This window comes from [Pseudopropionibacterium] massiliense, from assembly GCF_900607225.1.
Taxonomy (GTDB): domain Bacteria; phylum Actinomycetota; class Actinomycetes; order Propionibacteriales; family Propionibacteriaceae; genus Arachnia; species Arachnia massiliensis.
The window spans coordinates 2,597,351-2,612,438 of sequence record NZ_LR027842.1 but is presented as its reverse complement, the minus strand read 5'-3'; the positions used below and the strand labels follow the sequence as shown (position 1 = coordinate 2,612,438).

11 protein-coding genes and 1 tRNA gene are annotated in these 15,088 nt (G+C 66.2%); 7 read left to right on the top strand and 5 right to left on the bottom strand.

Annotated features, from left to right (window positions below; all coding sequences use genetic code 11):
• The first annotated feature begins 10 nt into the window (after window positions 1–10).
• The 5 genes from eno to E0E39_RS11570 all read left to right on the top strand — a co-directional run bounded on the left by eno (window position 11) and on the right by E0E39_RS11570 (window position 3,414).
• On the top strand, window positions 11–1,288 hold the full coding sequence (eno, locus tag E0E39_RS11590; RefSeq protein ID WP_130874881.1) for a phosphopyruvate hydratase: 1,278 nt from the start codon (window positions 11–13) through the stop codon (window positions 1,286–1,288).
• A 30-nt stretch (window positions 1,289–1,318) separates the two neighbouring features.
• Window positions 1,319–1,891, top strand: coding sequence for an FtsB family cell division protein (locus tag E0E39_RS11585; protein WP_245988302.1), 573 nt, complete (start codon window positions 1,319–1,321; stop codon window positions 1,889–1,891).
• A 6-nt stretch (window positions 1,892–1,897) separates the two neighbouring features.
• Complete coding sequence (locus E0E39_RS11580; protein WP_130874880.1) at window positions 1,898–2,428, top strand: DUF501 domain-containing protein; 531 nt, start codon at window positions 1,898–1,900, stop codon at window positions 2,426–2,428.
• The gene (locus E0E39_RS11575; protein WP_130874879.1) at window positions 2,425–3,333 is read left to right on the top strand and encodes a Ppx/GppA phosphatase family protein; all 909 of its coding nucleotides are present in this window, start codon (window positions 2,425–2,427) and stop codon (window positions 3,331–3,333) included. Before E0E39_RS11580 ends, E0E39_RS11575 begins: the two co-directional genes overlap by 4 nt.
• 4 nt (window positions 3,334–3,337) lie before the next feature.
• Window positions 3,338–3,414 (top strand) — tRNA-Leu (locus tag E0E39_RS11570).
• Window positions 3,415–3,426: 12 nt separating this feature from the next.
• On the opposite strand, the gene E0E39_RS11565 is transcribed toward E0E39_RS11570, so the two are convergent.
• On the bottom strand, window positions 3,427–4,563 hold the full coding sequence (locus E0E39_RS11565; protein WP_130874878.1) for a carbohydrate kinase family protein: 1,137 nt from the start codon (window positions 4,561–4,563) through the stop codon (window positions 3,427–3,429).
• A gap of 167 nt (window positions 4,564–4,730) precedes the next feature.
• On the opposite strand from E0E39_RS11565, the gene purL reads away from it, so the two are divergent.
• On the top strand, window positions 4,731–6,989 hold the full coding sequence (purL, locus tag E0E39_RS11560; RefSeq protein WP_130874877.1) for a phosphoribosylformylglycinamidine synthase subunit PurL: 2,259 nt from the start codon (window positions 4,731–4,733) through the stop codon (window positions 6,987–6,989).
• Between the two features lie 6 nt (window positions 6,990–6,995).
• Here purL and E0E39_RS11555 read toward each other — a convergent pair whose 3' ends face one another.
• Window positions 6,996–7,898: an aminoglycoside phosphotransferase/kinase family protein gene (locus E0E39_RS11555; RefSeq protein WP_130874876.1), complete on the bottom strand. Its 903-nt coding sequence runs from the start codon at window positions 7,896–7,898 to the stop codon at window positions 6,996–6,998.
• 150 nt (window positions 7,899–8,048) lie between these two features.
• Window positions 8,049–9,731, bottom strand: coding sequence for a M20/M25/M40 family metallo-hydrolase (locus E0E39_RS11550; RefSeq protein ID WP_130874875.1), 1,683 nt, complete (start codon window positions 9,729–9,731; stop codon window positions 8,049–8,051).
• A gap of 255 nt (window positions 9,732–9,986) precedes the next feature.
• Here E0E39_RS11550 and E0E39_RS11545 point away from each other — a divergent pair, with 255 nt between their 5' ends.
• The gene (locus E0E39_RS11545; protein WP_130874874.1) at window positions 9,987–11,912 is read left to right on the top strand and encodes a DUF4132 domain-containing protein; all 1,926 of its coding nucleotides are present in this window, start codon (window positions 9,987–9,989) and stop codon (window positions 11,910–11,912) included.
• Between the two features lie 536 nt (window positions 11,913–12,448).
• Here E0E39_RS11545 and E0E39_RS11540 read toward each other — a convergent pair.
• Both E0E39_RS11540 and E0E39_RS11535 read right to left on the bottom strand, forming a co-directional pair.
• The gene (locus E0E39_RS11540) at window positions 12,449–13,165 is read right to left on the bottom strand and encodes an FMN-binding negative transcriptional regulator (RefSeq protein ID WP_245988301.1); all 717 of its coding nucleotides are present in this window, start codon (window positions 13,163–13,165) and stop codon (window positions 12,449–12,451) included.
• Between the two features lie 94 nt (window positions 13,166–13,259).
• On the bottom strand, window positions 13,260–15,056 hold the full coding sequence (locus E0E39_RS11535; RefSeq protein ID WP_130874872.1) for an ABC transporter ATP-binding protein: 1,797 nt from the start codon (window positions 15,054–15,056) through the stop codon (window positions 13,260–13,262).
• Between the last annotated feature and the right edge of the window lie 32 nt (window positions 15,057–15,088).

Genomic DNA, 15,088 nt, shown 5'->3' with positions numbered 1-15,088 from the left:
GGCAATCCCCATGGCAATCATTGAGTTCATCGACGCCCGCGAAGTCCTCGACTCCCGCGGCAACCCCACCGTCGAGGTCGAGGTGGCTCTCGACTCCGGAGCGGCCGGCCGCGCCATCGTCCCCTCCGGTGCCTCCACGGGTGCCTTCGAGGCCGTCGAACTGCGTGACGGCGGCGAACGTTTCGGCGGCAAGGGCGTCCTGACGGCCGTCAAGAACGTTCTCGACGTCATCAGCGAGGAGGTCCTCGGTTTCGAGGCCAACGAGCAGCGTGCCATCGATCTCGCCATGATCGAGCTCGATGGAACCCCGAACAAGGCAAAGCTCGGTGCCAACGCCATTCTCGGTGTCTCCCTGGCCGTCGCCCACGCCGCCGCGGAGGAGGCGGAGCTCCCGCTGTACCAGTACGTCGGCGGCCCCAACGCCCACATCCTGCCCGTCCCCATGATGAACATCCTGAACGGTGGCTCGCACGCCGACTCCAACGTGGACATCCAGGAGTTCATGATCGCCCCCATCGGCGCCGAGTCGTTCACCGAGGCCGTCGAGATGGGCGCCGGTGTCTACCACGCCCTCAAGAAGGTGCTGAAGGACCGCGGCCTGTCCACCGGCCTGGGTGACGAGGGTGGTTTCGCCCCGAACCTCGACTCCAACCGCGAGGCCCTCGACCTGATCGTCGAGGCCATCAGGAAGGCCGGCTACGAACCCGGCAAGCAGGTCGCCCTGGCCCTCGACGTCGCCGCCTCCGAGTTCTACGAGGACGGGGTCTACACCTTCGAGGGTGCGAAGAAGACCTCGGAGGAGATGATCGAGTACTACACCGAGCTGGTGGATGCCTATCCGCTGGTCTCCATCGAGGATCCGCTGAACGAGGAGGACTGGGACGGCTGGAAGGCCATGACCGAACGCCTCGGCGACAAGGTGCAGCTGGTCGGTGACGACCTGTTCGTCACCAACGTCGAACGACTCGGCCGCGGCATCGACTCCGGTGTCGCCAACGCCCTGCTGGTCAAGGTCAACCAGATCGGTTCGTTGTCGGAGACCATCGACGCGGTCGAGCTGGCCCATCGCGCCGGCTACCGCACCATGATGTCGCACCGCTCCGGTGAGACCGAGGACGTCACCATCGCCGATCTCGCCGTCGCCCTCGGCTGCGGGCAGATCAAGTCCGGCGCCCCGGCCCGCACCGACCGCGTCGCGAAGTACAACCAGCTGATGCGCATCGAGCAGAACCTGGACGACGCCGCCGTCTACGCCGGCCGCTCCGCGTTCCCGCGTTTCAAGGGCTGATGCGCACCACGAATCGGTCACACTGGTCGTATGCCCAGTAATCCCAGGAACAAGCCCGCGGGCAGCGGTCCGGGACGTGGTTCGCCACGGTCCCGGACCGCTGCCCGTCCGGGTGAGCGGATTTCCAGCGGACGTCCCCGCACCCGTCCCCTGGATGCGGAGACGGTGGCCCGGGCCACCGAGGAGCATCCCCGCCCGTCCTCCTCCGAACGTGCGCTCGGGATGACGTGGCGGTTGCTGATCCTGGGTGTCGTGATGGCCGCCCTGGTGGTCACGCTCGCCCAGAGCCTGCGCGTCTACTTCGCCCAGGCGAAGGAAATGGCCACGTTGCAGCAGCAGATCGCCCAGAGCAAACAGGAGATCACCGCCCTCGACAACCAGTTGGCGCGGTGGAAGGACCCCGCCTTCGTGAAGGCTGAGGCCAGGACCAGGCTCGGCTGGGTGGTGCCGGGGGAGACCGGATATCGGGTGATCGGGGCCGACGGCAAACCCATCGGTGGCGACTCCACCGTCCTGGCCCCCAGCAAACCCAGCACCGGGATGTGGTGGCAGCAGATGTGGGGAACCGTCGGGGTCGCCGACGCCCCCGCAGAGGAGAAGTGAAGATCTTTGAACACCGAGATCGGACAGGCTCCCAGACCGGCGGGGGAAGTCCCCACCGCCGCTGACCTCGAGGTGATCGAGGCGCAGCTGGGGCGGACCCCGCGGGGGGTGGCCGCGGTGGCGTGGCGCTGCCCCTGCGGACGGCCCGGGGTCATCACAACCCTTCCCAGGCTCGACAACGGCACCCCCTTCCCGACCGTCTACTACCTGACCAATCCGCGCTACGTCGCGGCCTGCTCGTCTCTGGAGGCCTCCGGGCTGATGGCGGAGATGACTCGGCGACTCCGCGAGGACGACGACCTCGCTGCACGGTACCGGGCCGCCCACGAGGCCTATCTCACCGACCGCGCCGCCCTCGGCGTCGTGCCGGAGATCGAGGGCATCTCGGCTGGCGGCATGCCGACCCGGGTGAAATGCCTCCACGTGCTCGTGGGGCACGCGCTGGCCGTGGGCCCGGGGGTGAACCCCCTCGGCGACGAGGCCCTGGCCCTGGTCCGGGAACGGATCGGCGAGAACTGCTGCGAGGAGCCGGCATGAGGGTGGCCGCCATCGACTGCGGGACCAACTCCATTCGCCTGCTCGTGCTCTCGGGCAGCCGCGCAGCCCCCGTCGAGCTGGCACGTGAGGTACGGCTGGCGCGGCTCGGGCAGGGGGTCGACGCCACCGGTGAGTTCCATCCCGAGGCGCTGGTCCGGACCTTCGCGGTGTGTGAGGAGTTCGCCCGGATCATTCGTCACCACGGGGCGGAGAAAGTGCGTTTCGTCGCGACCTCCGCGGCGCGCGACGTCTCCAACCGGCAGCTGCTCGTCGACGGGGTGCGCGAACGACTGGGCGTGGACGTGGACGTGATCACGGGCCGGGAGGAGGCGCGGCTGTCGAGCGTGGGTGCGCTCTGCGCTTTGGATGTGGCCTCGCCGACCCTGGTCGTCGACATCGGCGGCGGATCCACGGAACTGGTGCTCGTGGATGCTGCGGGGACGATCCTGCACTCGGTCTCCCTCAACGTCGGTGCGGTGCGGCTCCGGGAGCGTTTCCTGCACACCGATCCCCCGACCCCGGGGGAACGGACAAACGCCCGGGAGTTCGTCGATGACCTGTTGGACGGTTCCGGAATCGACTTCGCAGCCGTTGCCGACGCGGTCGGGGTGGCGGGCACCGTCACCAGCGTCGGTGCCCGGGTGCTCGGTTTGGAGAGCTACTCCCGCGAGGCGGTGCACGGCCTGGTGGTGGGGCGCGGCGATGTCGACGCGGTGACGGAGCACTGGTTGACCACCCCGGTGGGTCTCATAGAGCAGGAACCCTGCATGCAACCGCTTCGTGCCGGAGTGATCGGGGCGGGGGCTTTGATCCTCGACGAGACGATCTCCCGGATTCCGGAGGAAAAAATTCGTATCAGCGAAACGGACATCCTCGACGCAATAGCCTTGGAGTTGCTGGCCTGACCCAGCCCCCGTAGCCCAATCGGCAGAGGCAAGCGGCTTAAACCCGCTCCAGTGCGGGTTCGAGTCCCGTCGGGGGTGCCAGTGGTGCCCGCGTCATTTCCGTTTGTCGGGCAGGTCCGAGTGGCTGGCGAAGGTCGCCTCCGCGCGCCGGACGCTGTGCACCTGGTGGCGAGGGATGAGGTCTTCGAGGAAACCGTAGTCGCGGCTGATGTGCGCGGCTTTCAAATCCCCGCCGGTGGCCCTGCGTCGCAGGCAGCGCCACCAGTCCGCGATGTCACCCCACCCGGGGGCCGCCAGGGAACCACCGAACTGCTGCACCGCCAGGGAGGCCGTCAGGGAGGCGAACTTCAGGCGCTGCTCCAGCGGCCAGCCCGCCAGACACCCCAGCACCAGGCCGGAGGCGAACACGTCCCCGGCTCCCGTCGCGTCGGTGACCGACGCCGTCACAGCGGGGCACCACTCCTCCTCACCCGTGTCCTGGTCGATGGCGTATGTCCCGCCGATCCCGTCGGTCACCACGGCGAGGGGAACGCGTTCGGCGAGTTTGCGCACCGCCAGGTTGGGGGAGTCCGTCCGGGTGTAGGCCATGGCCTCCACGGCGTTGGGGGTGAAGGCCCGGCAGTGCCGCAGCGGCCGTAGGTCCGCCGGATCCCAGCGACCGGAGGTGTCGAAACCGATGTCGGCGAACAGGACGGTGCCGCGGGACCTCAACTCGTCCCACCAGTCGGTCTCACCGCCGAGATCGACCACCGCGGTGCGCGACGCCGGTGCTTCGAGGATGTGGGAGGACAACGACTCCGGCAATTCGTGGCCGTGGGTGACCATCGCTCGATCCCCCTCGACGGTGACGGCCACCGTCAGCGATGTGTGGAAGTCGTCGTAGCGGGGCGAGGTGGTCAGGTTGATGTGCTCCTGCTCCAGGAGGGTCTCCCAGATCCAGTCCGCGTAGGCGTCGTCACCGAAACCCGCGACCAGGCCCGTGCGCAACCCGAGCCGGGCCAGCGCCGTCGCCAGGTTCGCGATGCCCCCCGGGCAGGAACCGAGCCCCGTGCTCCACAATTCCTCGCCCGGTTCGGGAATGCGCGGCAGCCCCGCGAAGATGATGTCGAAGAAGATGGTTCCCGAGGTGATGACGTCGAGCGGCGGGTCGTCGTCGCCGCGGGTGGCCGCCAGCGGATCGAAGCTCCAGCAGCGTTCGCAGAACTCCTCGGAATGGGTTGGCTGGGTCATGTCCTGGATGGCTCCTTCCGGCGGCTCGACTTCGAGGCGGCGTCCGGCACAACCATAGGGCAGCGGACCGGGGCAGTCGAGTCGCCGGTCAACGCCGATCGATCATCTTGGGGACCGCGGCTGGGGCATCCCTCGAAATCGAGGTTTCAACAGATAGATTTGATCCCGTGGCAGACACCGTGGCTCATGCATTGGAAACCCCCGACCTGGAGCAGCCGTACGCGGCGCTCGGCGTGAAGGACGACGAGTACGCACGTATCAGGGAGATCCTCGGCCGCCGCCCCACCAGCGCCGAGCTGGCGATGTACTCGGTGATGTGGTCGGAGCACTGCTCCTACAAGTCCTCGAAGGTGCACCTGAAGAAGTTCGGCGAACTCAGCCAGGACACCCCGCGCGGCCCGCTCCTGGCGGGCATCGGCGAGAACGCCGGTGTCGTCGACATCGGGCAGGGCTACGCCGTCACGTTCAAGGCGGAGTCCCACAACCATCCGAGCTTCGTCGAGCCCTACCAGGGTGCGGCCACCGGTGTCGGAGGCATCGTCCGCGACATCCTCGCGATGGGGGCCCGGCCCATCGGCGTGATGGATTCGCTGCGTTTCGGACCGCTCGACGAGGCCGACACCCGCCGTGTCCTGCCCGGTGTCGTCGCGGGGGTCGGCGGCTACGGCAACTGCCTGGGGTTGCCGAACATCGGCGGCGAGGTGCAGTTCCACAGGACCTACCTCGGCAATCCCCTCGTCAACGCGCTGTGCGTCGGGGTGCTGCGGCACGAGGACCTGCACCGGGCCCACGCCTCCGGGGTGGGAAACAAGGTGATCCTCTTCGGTGCCGCCACCGGCGGGGACGGCATCGGTGGGGCATCCATTCTCGCCTCCGAGACCTTCGACGAGACCGGTCCTGCGAAACGCCCCAGCGTGCAGGTCGGCGACCCGTTCATGGAGAAGCTCCTCATCGAGTGCACCCTCGAATTGTTCAAGGCCGGTGTCATCGTCGGAATCCAGGACTTCGGGGCGGCGGGAATCTCCTGCGCCACATCGGAGCTGGCCTCCGCCGGCAACAGCGGCATGTCCATCAACCTCGACCTCGTGCCGTTGCGTGACCCGAACCTCGCTCCCGAGGAGATCCTGATGAGCGAGTCGCAGGAACGCATGATGGCGGTGGTGGAACCCAGGAACGTGGAACGTTTCATGGAGATCTGCCGGAAGTGGGACGTGACGGCCACGGTCGTCGGCGAGGTCACCGACGGCGAACGGCTCATCATCCACTGGCACGGTCACTGCATCGTCGACGTGGACCCCGGAACCGTCGCCCACGAGGGCCCCACCTATCATCGCTCCTACCGGCGTCCGGAGTGGCTGGACCGGGTCAACGCGGATGTCGCGGAGAACCTGCCGCGCGACAACTCTCCCGAGGGGGTGCGCGCCGCGTGGTTGAAAGTGATGGCGCACGGCAACATCGCCGACAAATCGTGGGTCACCAACCAGTACGACCGTTACGTACGCGGCAACTCCGTCCTTGCCCAGCCCCAGGACGCAGGGATGCTGCGGATCGACGAGGAAACGGGATTGGGCATCGCGCTGGCGCTCGACGCGAACTCGCGTTTCACCTACCTCAATCCGTACGTCGGGGCGCAGCAGTCGCTGACCGAGGCGTACCGCAACGTCGCGGTGACGGGGGCGGAACCGGTGGCGGTCACCGACTGCCTGAACTTCGGTTCCCCTGAGGATCCAGAGGTGATGTGGAGTTTCGTCGAGGCAATCCTCGGACTGGTGGACGCCTGCAAGGAACTCGGCATCCCGGTCACGGGTGGCAACGTCTCCCTGTACAACCAGACCGGTGGAACCCCGATCCTGCCCACCCCGACCGTCGGTGTGCTGGGCGTGATCGACGACGTCACGAAACGACTGCGCTCGGGTTTCGCGAAGGCCGGTGACGGGATCTGGCTGCTGGGTTCGGCCCGGGAGGAGCTGTCGGGTTCGATCTGGGCGGATGCCGTCCACGACGGGCACCTGGGGGGTGTGCCGCCGCGCGTCGACCTGCGGGCCGAGGCCGGGTTGGCCAGGGTGATCCGCGACGCGGCCGTGGAGCGTCTCATGCGTTCCGCCCACGACGTCAGCGAGGGTGGTCTCGCGGTGAGCCTGGTGGAGTCCGCGTTGCAGGGCGGTTTCGGGTTCACCATCACGCTGCCGGGCGAGGATCCGACGGTTCAGCTGTTCAGCGAATCCGCCGCCCGGGCGCTGGTGACCATGCCGGAGTCGTCGGTGGAGCGGGTGGAATCGCTGTGTCGGGAGAACCTCGTGCCGCTGACCAGACTCGGTGAGGTCATCGAGCAACTGGACGCCAATGTCGTGGGTCTGCTGAACATCCCGCTGGCGGAGCTCCACGACATCTGGTCGCGACCGATCCCGGAGGCCATGCGGAACTGATTCATTTCAAGGAATGGTGGGCTGTCTGCCGATCTCGTGGATCAGCGCGGTGATGTAGGAGCCGTACTCGGCCACCAGGTCAGGATCGTCGAACAGGCACCACATCCGCAGACGCTGACACACGGCGAGTCGGGTCGCCACGTGGAGTGCTTCCCGCAGATCCGTCGGGGTTCCCCACAACCTCAGGTAGGAGTCCTCGATGAACCGAGTATCTGCACCGGTACTCGTTGCGATGAGGGAGACCGTCCGCATCGTGCAGAACGGATGGCTGATGACCGCGTCGCCCCAGTCGGAGATCACCGGACCGGGGAAGGCGTTACCGAGATGGAGGTCATTGTGGTCGATGGCAAGGCCCAGGCCCGGATCCACCGACGACCAGCGACGCACCTGAACTTCCATCGCATGCAGCGCCTCCATGCGGGTTGCGGTGTCGATATGGGTCGGGTGATCTGCGGGCAGGCGGGCGAACCAGGCCAGGACATGATCGAGATTGGTGACGGCGTCCTCAGGCCGGTGCAGCGCCAAGGACAGTGCCGCCAGTTCCTCGACGGGTACCGCTTGCTGAATCCGTCCCGCAGTGACGGCCAGTTCCGCAAGGTGCCGGGAATTCTTCGTCTTTTCCCCTGCGGCCAACGTCGCCCCCTGATCCTTGGTGACGATCCAACCGGTCCCGGGATGGACCGCTGTCATTGGTACCACATGCTTACCGGCGTAGCGCTCCAACACCCGCCGCAACGCTGCTTCGCCTTGTAACGCGGGGTGAGCAGCCTTGAGCCAGTGGCGACCCGCGTCTGTGGTGACCGTCCAGACCGATCCCCAGCTTCGCTCCCGGACCACCTCGACCTCGAAGCGTCGGGAAGTGGCGAACAACCTGCGCAGCCATTGCCGGGCCTCGTCGCGCCAAGTCATCACTGTTCCTGTTCGGTGTTCGTATCCCATGGAGGCCATCAGGGGCTCTCCCCGTATCGATTCTGCCGATGTCCAGATGGTTCTGGCAACAAACCCGGGGCGCCCGGCCGGGTCTCCCGTTGTGTTGGGAAACCCGGCCAGAGGGTGTTCTCATGCGTGTGCGGGTGTGGCCGAGGGCGGCAGGAGGTTCAGGACCAGCGGTGCGACGGCAGAGGCGGTGAGAACGATCGGGACCGCCACGAAGCTTGCCGTCAGGGCCTCCGCCACCATCCAGGAGATCGGGGTGAACAGCACCGCGACCGCGAAACATGCCATCGCCGCTGCGATGGGCCTGAGGGATGCCGGTACCAGGCCGGTCAGGGCAAGGGCGACCGTGGTCAGTACGAACGGATAGGCGGCCCCGGGCAACAGGATCATGAACAGCACAGAGGAGACGGCGAACATCAGCAACGTCGCCATCGAGGCCTCTCGACTGAGGCCGCCGCGTCGCCGCTTGAGCAGGAAACGCGTGATCAACGCAGTGGCCAGCAGCGTCGGCACCAGGTACAGCACGGTTCGATAGACCCACGTGTTGCCCTCAAAGGAAGTGAACAGTCCGAAGCTGTTTGCGCCGAACTGGACCAGGAAGGCGGCTCCGGCGGAGACGGCGACGCGCCATGCCAAACCCCAGACGGTGCCGGCCACCCGGGACCATCGCACCTTTCTGGCCTGCCGAACCGTTGCGGCGGCCGCCAGTGCGATCGCCACCACGCCGAGAATTACGCCAGCCGTCGCCGGGTAGTGGACGGTGAACCCGCTGAAGACGGGGAAGAAAACCCGGTCCTGACCATCGGTGAGTTGCGGGGTGTCCTGGTCGAAGCTCCAGGCACGGGTCAGTCCCAGGACCTGATCCCCGTAGTGTTGCAGCGAGGTCAGATCCGAGTACGCGGGCGAATCACTGGCGGTGTGGTAATTCTCGGAATTCCCGATGGATGCGAAATTGAGACCCGTGAAGCCCTCTTTCAGGTAGATCGACAGGTCGGTGCCATTCGGCATCATCCGGTAGACGGCGGGCATCAAGGAGGTGGCGAAGTGACGTGGTGTGGTTTTCAGGAAGAACTCCGTGACCGCAGCGTTCGTGTCGCTGGTCTCGAACATGACCGCCGGGCCGCTGGTGCCACGTGCCTCGATGTTGACGATCAGGTCGACGTTGTCGTAGTCGGTGCGGTGGTGGAGCATCTCGTTCATGGCCCCCAGCAGATAGAGTTCCTCGGCGTCGGTGATGACGACCAGGAGACTGCGTTCCGGGGCCCTGCCGTCCGCCTTGATCGCCCGCAAGGTCTCGAGGATGGTCGCGACCCCGTAGCCGTCGTCCGCGGCCCCGGAGGACACCCCGGGTTCCAGGTCAAGGGTGCCGTTCGCGTTCTTCGTGAAGGTGGCGGCGGAGTCGTAGTGGGCGGTGAGCATCATGGTGCCGTCGGATCTGCCCGGAATCCTGACCACGATGTTCTCCGTGCTGAGCCGTGACAGGGCATCGATGCTGTCCTGGCTGTACTGGTGGAGGATTCCCTCCTCGGGCAACGGCATCGGGTCGGAATGGATCTCCGGCTGGTAGCCGAGATCCCGGAACATGGCGACGATCTCGTCCCGGGCCCTGGCGTGCGCCTCGGTGTGCAGGACGCTGTGGGGTTCGTCGGCGAAGGTGTCGATCAGTTGCTTGGCACGATCCGCGGAGAAGCCCGCCGGATCGGAGTCGACCGGTTTCGGGGCCGGCATGAGAAACAACGAGACCGCTGCTATGACGGCGAGCGCCGCCGCCAGTGCCGGGAACCACGTGAGGAGACGTCGGGACATGAATTACCTTTCAAGGAAACGTGATGTCCCGACGCTATTGGTGGTGCCGGGGGAGCGGGAAGCCAGCTGGCTGGCCTCATCACTGTCGGGGTGGCCCCACAGGGATTTCCCGATGCGTCAGCCATACCGTCCCTCGGTATTCCGGGTCCCGTGGCCCGTGATACCGAGCCTACGTTCCATGGCGACAATTGTCGTGGAAGGCGTCAGGAACCTCTTGACCCGGCTCTGTCGGCGGTCATTCCTATTCTTGCTGGTATGGCCAGACTCGATGCCCGACCCGACGGTACCCCGATTCCCGTGCCCGGGGTGACCCGGATGCTCTCCGGGGTCCCGAAGGTGGAGAAACGGCTCGGGGTCTCGTTCCGCCGCACCAATGCACCCCGAGAACTCGACCAGTCGCTGCTGGATGCGGCTCCGAGCCGTGGTGCCGCCCTGGCGTGTCTCGTGGCCTGGCACGGCGACGGAGCACTGCCCCAGCTCGAATCGGAGTTCACCCATCGAACGAGATCGTCGGCAGCTGCCCGGTTGATCACGAGCCTCGGCAGCCGCGCATCCCGGGACGCACTGTTGAGGCATCTCGACAACCCTCAGGCCTACATGATGTTCCTCACCAGCGCTTCGCGCTGGCCGCTGGATTCCCTCGAATCCCTTCTGGGATTGAATCCCCGGCGTGGGCAGCGTGCCGCGGACCTGTTCCAGATCCTTGCCTGGCGGTATCCCGGCTGCGTCGAGGCGCTCCGCAACGCTGACGCCCGCGTCGACTGGTTGCTGGCCCCGGGACCGGGTGTTGATGCGGCAGGAATCGAGCTGCCCATCTGCGCGGATGACGATTCACCGGGCATCCCGAAATGGTTCAATCCGATCCGGGCACCGCGTCTGGTACTGGCCGACACCGGACGGGTCGTTCCCGTCGAGCAGGTCGGGGAAGTGGTGAGAAACCTGATGGTTGACGAGCACGGGAACACTGCCAGGTGTTTCACCCGGGCCAGTCTCGCTGCCTTTTTGGCGGATCTGATGTGGCAGTGGCGGGCCTGTGAGGCCAGGGGATGCGAGTGGGTTCTGGCCCGGCAGAGCATGGGCGGGGAGGTCAACGCCCGTCTGGTGACCGTCCTCGTCAAGCAATCGTGGCAACGTTCCCGTTGGGGTCGTGCACTCGAGGGAATGGAGGTCCTGGCCAGGATGCGAAGCAGGAGTGCGATCCTGGGTTTGGTGGAGATAGCCGAACATCCTCGGAGTGGTGAACTGGGAGGGCGGGCCCGAACCGTTCTGGAACGGCTGGCAGGGGAACGGGGAATCGGTGTGGAGCAGCTGGCCGAACAGGCCATACCGGACCTGGGTCTCGACGAGAACGGTCGTTTGTGGCTCGATTTCGGTCCGCGTCAGTTCGAGGTGCGGTTGAATCTCGAACTGACCCCCTTGGTATCGACGGCTGATGGGAAACCCATGAGGACTCTACCCAGACCGGGTGTCAAGGACGACCCCGTGGCGGCCGGGGAAGCCGTCATGAAATTCCGGGAGTTCAAGAAACAACTCGCTGCCGTGATTCGTTCCCAGGAAGCCAGGTTGGAAGTCGCGATGAGTACCCGTCGGTGTTGGAGCCAGGACGAGTTCCGCGTCATCTATCTGGAGCATCCCGTGATGCGGTTGGTGGCGCAGGACCTGATCTGGGCCGCCCGCGATGTTGATGAACGAGCAGTGCTGTTCCGTGTCGGCGATGATTTGGGCCTGCTCGATGTCCGTGAGAAACCGGTCGTCCTGCCGGCGGGGGCGGTCATCGGTCTGGCGCATCCCCTGGAGATGTCGGACGAGTGGGTGTCCCTTTTCATCGATTACCACATGACCCCGCTGGTGGAACAGATTGGTCGGCACACCTACGCGGAGGTTCCGGAGTTCTCCGGGAATCACGTCCGGGGTGAGGCCCTGCGCGGGCTCGAGGTGCGCGGCTGGAAAGCCCACTACGACGACAGGGAAAGCGTGGATGGATTCCGTCGGGAGCTGAAGGGCGGTTACCTGGATCTACGCATCAGCACTGCTTTCTGGTCCCGTGGCGGTGAGCCGCCAGCCGATCCGGTGCGTTTGCAGATGGTCGGGATCACCGGTGAACGTTCCGGGATGGATCCGGTCGAACTCAGCGAGGCCATCCGGGACCTGGCCGGGCTTCCCTGGAGTTCCAAAAGCTAGAAACCCCGTCCTGGAGAACCCGAAGAAGACACGAAGAAGACACATCGCTACCTCCGGGACGCCTGGGAAGCGATGGATCACGCGATACTGCGTGCCGCCCCGGCGTCTTTGCTAGGGCCCGGCGGAACGGGATCCAAGTAACACCTCGGTTTGGTTGGAGCGTTGGTCCGCAGGTCCAAGTTCAGTTGGATCCACGAAACGTGTAGCACTCCGAAGCGTGTGTTTTCGGGGACTTGTGATCAAGTCGGCTTTTCGGCTGCCGGGTGGTTTCGACTCAGCCGTTCGCTGGCGCTCACGTGCTGGCTCAACCAGCTTTGCCCTGTCTGAAGTTGGTTGAGCCGGGCTGCGACGAAGGAGCGGCCCGTGTCGAAACCTCTTGCGCGTGGTTGGGGACTGGGGTCGGGTTCTGGGTTGCTGGGTGTGGGGTGGTTTCGAGTCAGCCGTTCGCTGGCGCTCACGCGTCGATTCAACCGGCTTCAGGAAGTGAGACGCCCGCGGGTCGCCCCAACCAGCTGCTGTAGGGGTTTTGGGGCGGCTCATCCAATCTCGGGGGAAGGGGATTCCTCCGCCCGTGGCGCCTTCCATCCGGTGGTGCTGGTGGGTAGTCGCCGGGTCGCCCGCAGGTCGTGGATCATGCCGAAACGTTCGGTGGCGTGGGGGAGTGCGACCTCCCTCAGGTACCTCACAAGCTCCGTCTCGCCCTCGCGTTCCAGGTGGGCAAGGAGGCTGCTGACGTCGTCGGGGTGGCGGTTCTGGCTGGCCTTCGCCTTGCCCTGGATCCTCTCCACCACCACCTCGGCCCTGACGATCGCCCGCGCCATTTTTCGTAGTTTCTCCTCGCCGACGGCCTCCAGCACCTCGGGTGGTTCCATCCGGGAGGTGAGTTCGCGGGCCGCTTCGAGGGCGGCGCCGGGGTCGGTGGTGAAACGGACCCCGCCGGTGACGTGAATGGTGATGTAGTCCCAGGTGGGGACGTTGGGGAGGTCCTTGTTGGTGGCGTACCAGGCCGGGGAGACGTAGGCGTCGTCGATGTCGATGATCACCAGCGCCGGGCCCGTGACGGGTTCGACGGCCTGCGGGTTGTTGCGCATCAGGTGCGTCACGAGCACCTGGCCGGTCTCGCGTGTCTCCAGGTGGAACGGGACGAAGGTCGCCTGCGGACCCGATTCGTGGACCGTCACGAAGTTGCCGGCCCGCACCCGGCCGAGCAGCTCTGCCAGGTAGTCGCCGGGAATCTCGAAATGTTTCGCCACGTACACAACCCGAGCTTAGGCCCTGTCGCGGAGGGCGTGCCCGGCTCGTCCCGCTCGGTGAGCCCTCGCCCGGGCCGCGCCAGCAGGGCAGGGGTCAATGGGTGATGTCGTAGCGCAGCAGTTTCGCCTTGTCGGCCTTGCGGGTCGAACCCTGGAGGGCCAGCAGCTCGGCGTAGATGCCCCCGGATGCGGCCAGTTCGGCGGGCGAACCGATCTCGTCGATGCGCCCGTCGCGCAGCGTGACGATCCGGTCCACCGTCGAGATCGTCGACAACCGGTGCGCGATGATCAACGTCGTGCGGCCCTCCATCAGCTCGTCCAGGCCGGCCTGGACGGCGCGCTCGGCCTTGGTGTCCAGTGCGCTGGTGGCCTCGTCGAGGATGAGGATGGGTGCGTCCTTCAGCAGGGCCCGGGCGACGGAGATGCGCTGCTTCTGCCCACCTGAGAGTTTGATCCCGCGTTCCCCGATCTCGGTGTCGAAACCGTCGGTGAGTTTGCCGATGAACCCGGCGGCGTTGGCGCGCCGGGCCGCGGTGGCGAGCTCCTCGTCGGTGGCCGCGGTGCCGTAGGCCATGTTGTCGCGGATCGTGCCGCTGAACAGCGAGGCGTCCTGGAAGACCACCCCGATCTCACGGCGCAGCGCGGTGACGGGGATCCCGTTGACCGGCTGCCCGTGGACCCGGACCTGCCCCGAGGTGGCGGGGTAGAGCTTCAGGATCAGGTTGACCAGCGTCGTCTTGCCGCCCCCGGATTCCCCGACGAAGGCGATGCGTTCCCCGCGCCCGATGGCCAGGGTGATGTCGGTCAGAACGGGTTCCGAGGTGTCGCCGTAGCTGAAGTTGACGTGGTCGAACTCGATCACCGGGCCCGCGACGCTGCGTGCGATGGTGACGTCGGGCGATGCCTCGAGGGCGTTGTTGGGTTCGTCCGGCTCGTCCATCACCGCGAAGTACTCGCTGCTGCCCGTGACGGCGCGCTGGCTGGTGTCGACCAGCCAACTCATCGACGCCACCGGTTCGCGGGCCATGTTCACCAGCTGGATCAGCAGCACCATCGCCCCGATGCCGTAGGCGCCCTGTGCGGTCTGGATGAAGATGATGACGAAGATCGCGAAGAACACGACGTCCAACACGGCGCGGCGGATGGTGTCCATGGAGTGCCAGAACCGCGACTGCTCCCGGGTGGTGGTGACGGTGCTGTCGTACAGCTTCGAGAACCGGTCGAATTCGTGGCGTTCGGACAGGAACGACTTGACCACCCGCATCTGGCCGATGACCTCCGCGAACCTGCCTCCCGCGACGTCGTAGGCCTCGTTCTTCGCCTTCTCCCAGATCTGCCAGCGCCTCGATGTGAGGGTCGTCAGCCACACGAAGGCCGGGTAGATCACGATCAGCAGCACCGCCAGCCAGGGCGAGTAGATGCTGGATATGACCAGCACCGCGCCAATGGTCAGCAGCAGCGGGAAGAACGAGTTGGCGAAGGTCTTGAGGAAGTCGGTGATGGACGTGATCGACCGGTTGAGCCGGGAGATGATGGTGCCGGTCAGCTCGTTGTCGTAGTAGCGCTGGGGAAGCCGCAGCAGCTTGTCGTAGTAGCGCTGCGAGAGGATCACCCGGAGCCGGGCGGCCATCACGTCGCCCCAGTAGCCGGTGACGTTGGTCAGCACCGAGTTCGCGAGACTGGCGATCAGCAACCACACCGCCAACCAGATCAGGTCGCCCACCGATCCGCCGGTGCCCTGCACCACCGAGATCACGGTGTCGGTGGCGTGGGCGATGATGAAGGGAATCAGCAGTGTCGTCGCCGAGATCGCGACGGCACCGACGACGACACCGAGGTACAGCGGCCACAACCGTCTGGCCGCCACGAGGATCCTGCCCATGTTGCGCACCCATGTACTGTAAGGGCTCTGCCAACGCGTGC

Coding starts and splice junctions, on each gene's coding strand:
- eno (WP_130874881.1), top strand. CDS start 11: ATGGCAATCATTGAGTTCATCGACGCCCGCGAAGTCCTCGACTCCCGC.
- E0E39_RS11545 (WP_130874874.1), top strand. CDS start 9,987: ATGGCCAGACTCGATGCCCGACCCGACGGTACCCCGATTCCCGTGCCC.
- E0E39_RS11585 (WP_245988302.1), top strand. CDS start 1,319: ATGCCCAGTAATCCCAGGAACAAGCCCGCGGGCAGCGGTCCGGGACGT.
- E0E39_RS11575 (WP_130874879.1), top strand. CDS start 2,425: ATGAGGGTGGCCGCCATCGACTGCGGGACCAACTCCATTCGCCTGCTC.
- E0E39_RS11555 (WP_130874876.1), bottom strand. CDS start 7,898: ATGACTTGGCGCGACGAGGCCCGGCAATGGCTGCGCAGGTTGTTCGCC.
- E0E39_RS11565 (WP_130874878.1), bottom strand. CDS start 4,563: ATGACCCAGCCAACCCATTCCGAGGAGTTCTGCGAACGCTGCTGGAGC.
- E0E39_RS11550 (WP_130874875.1), bottom strand. CDS start 9,731: ATGTCCCGACGTCTCCTCACGTGGTTCCCGGCACTGGCGGCGGCGCTC.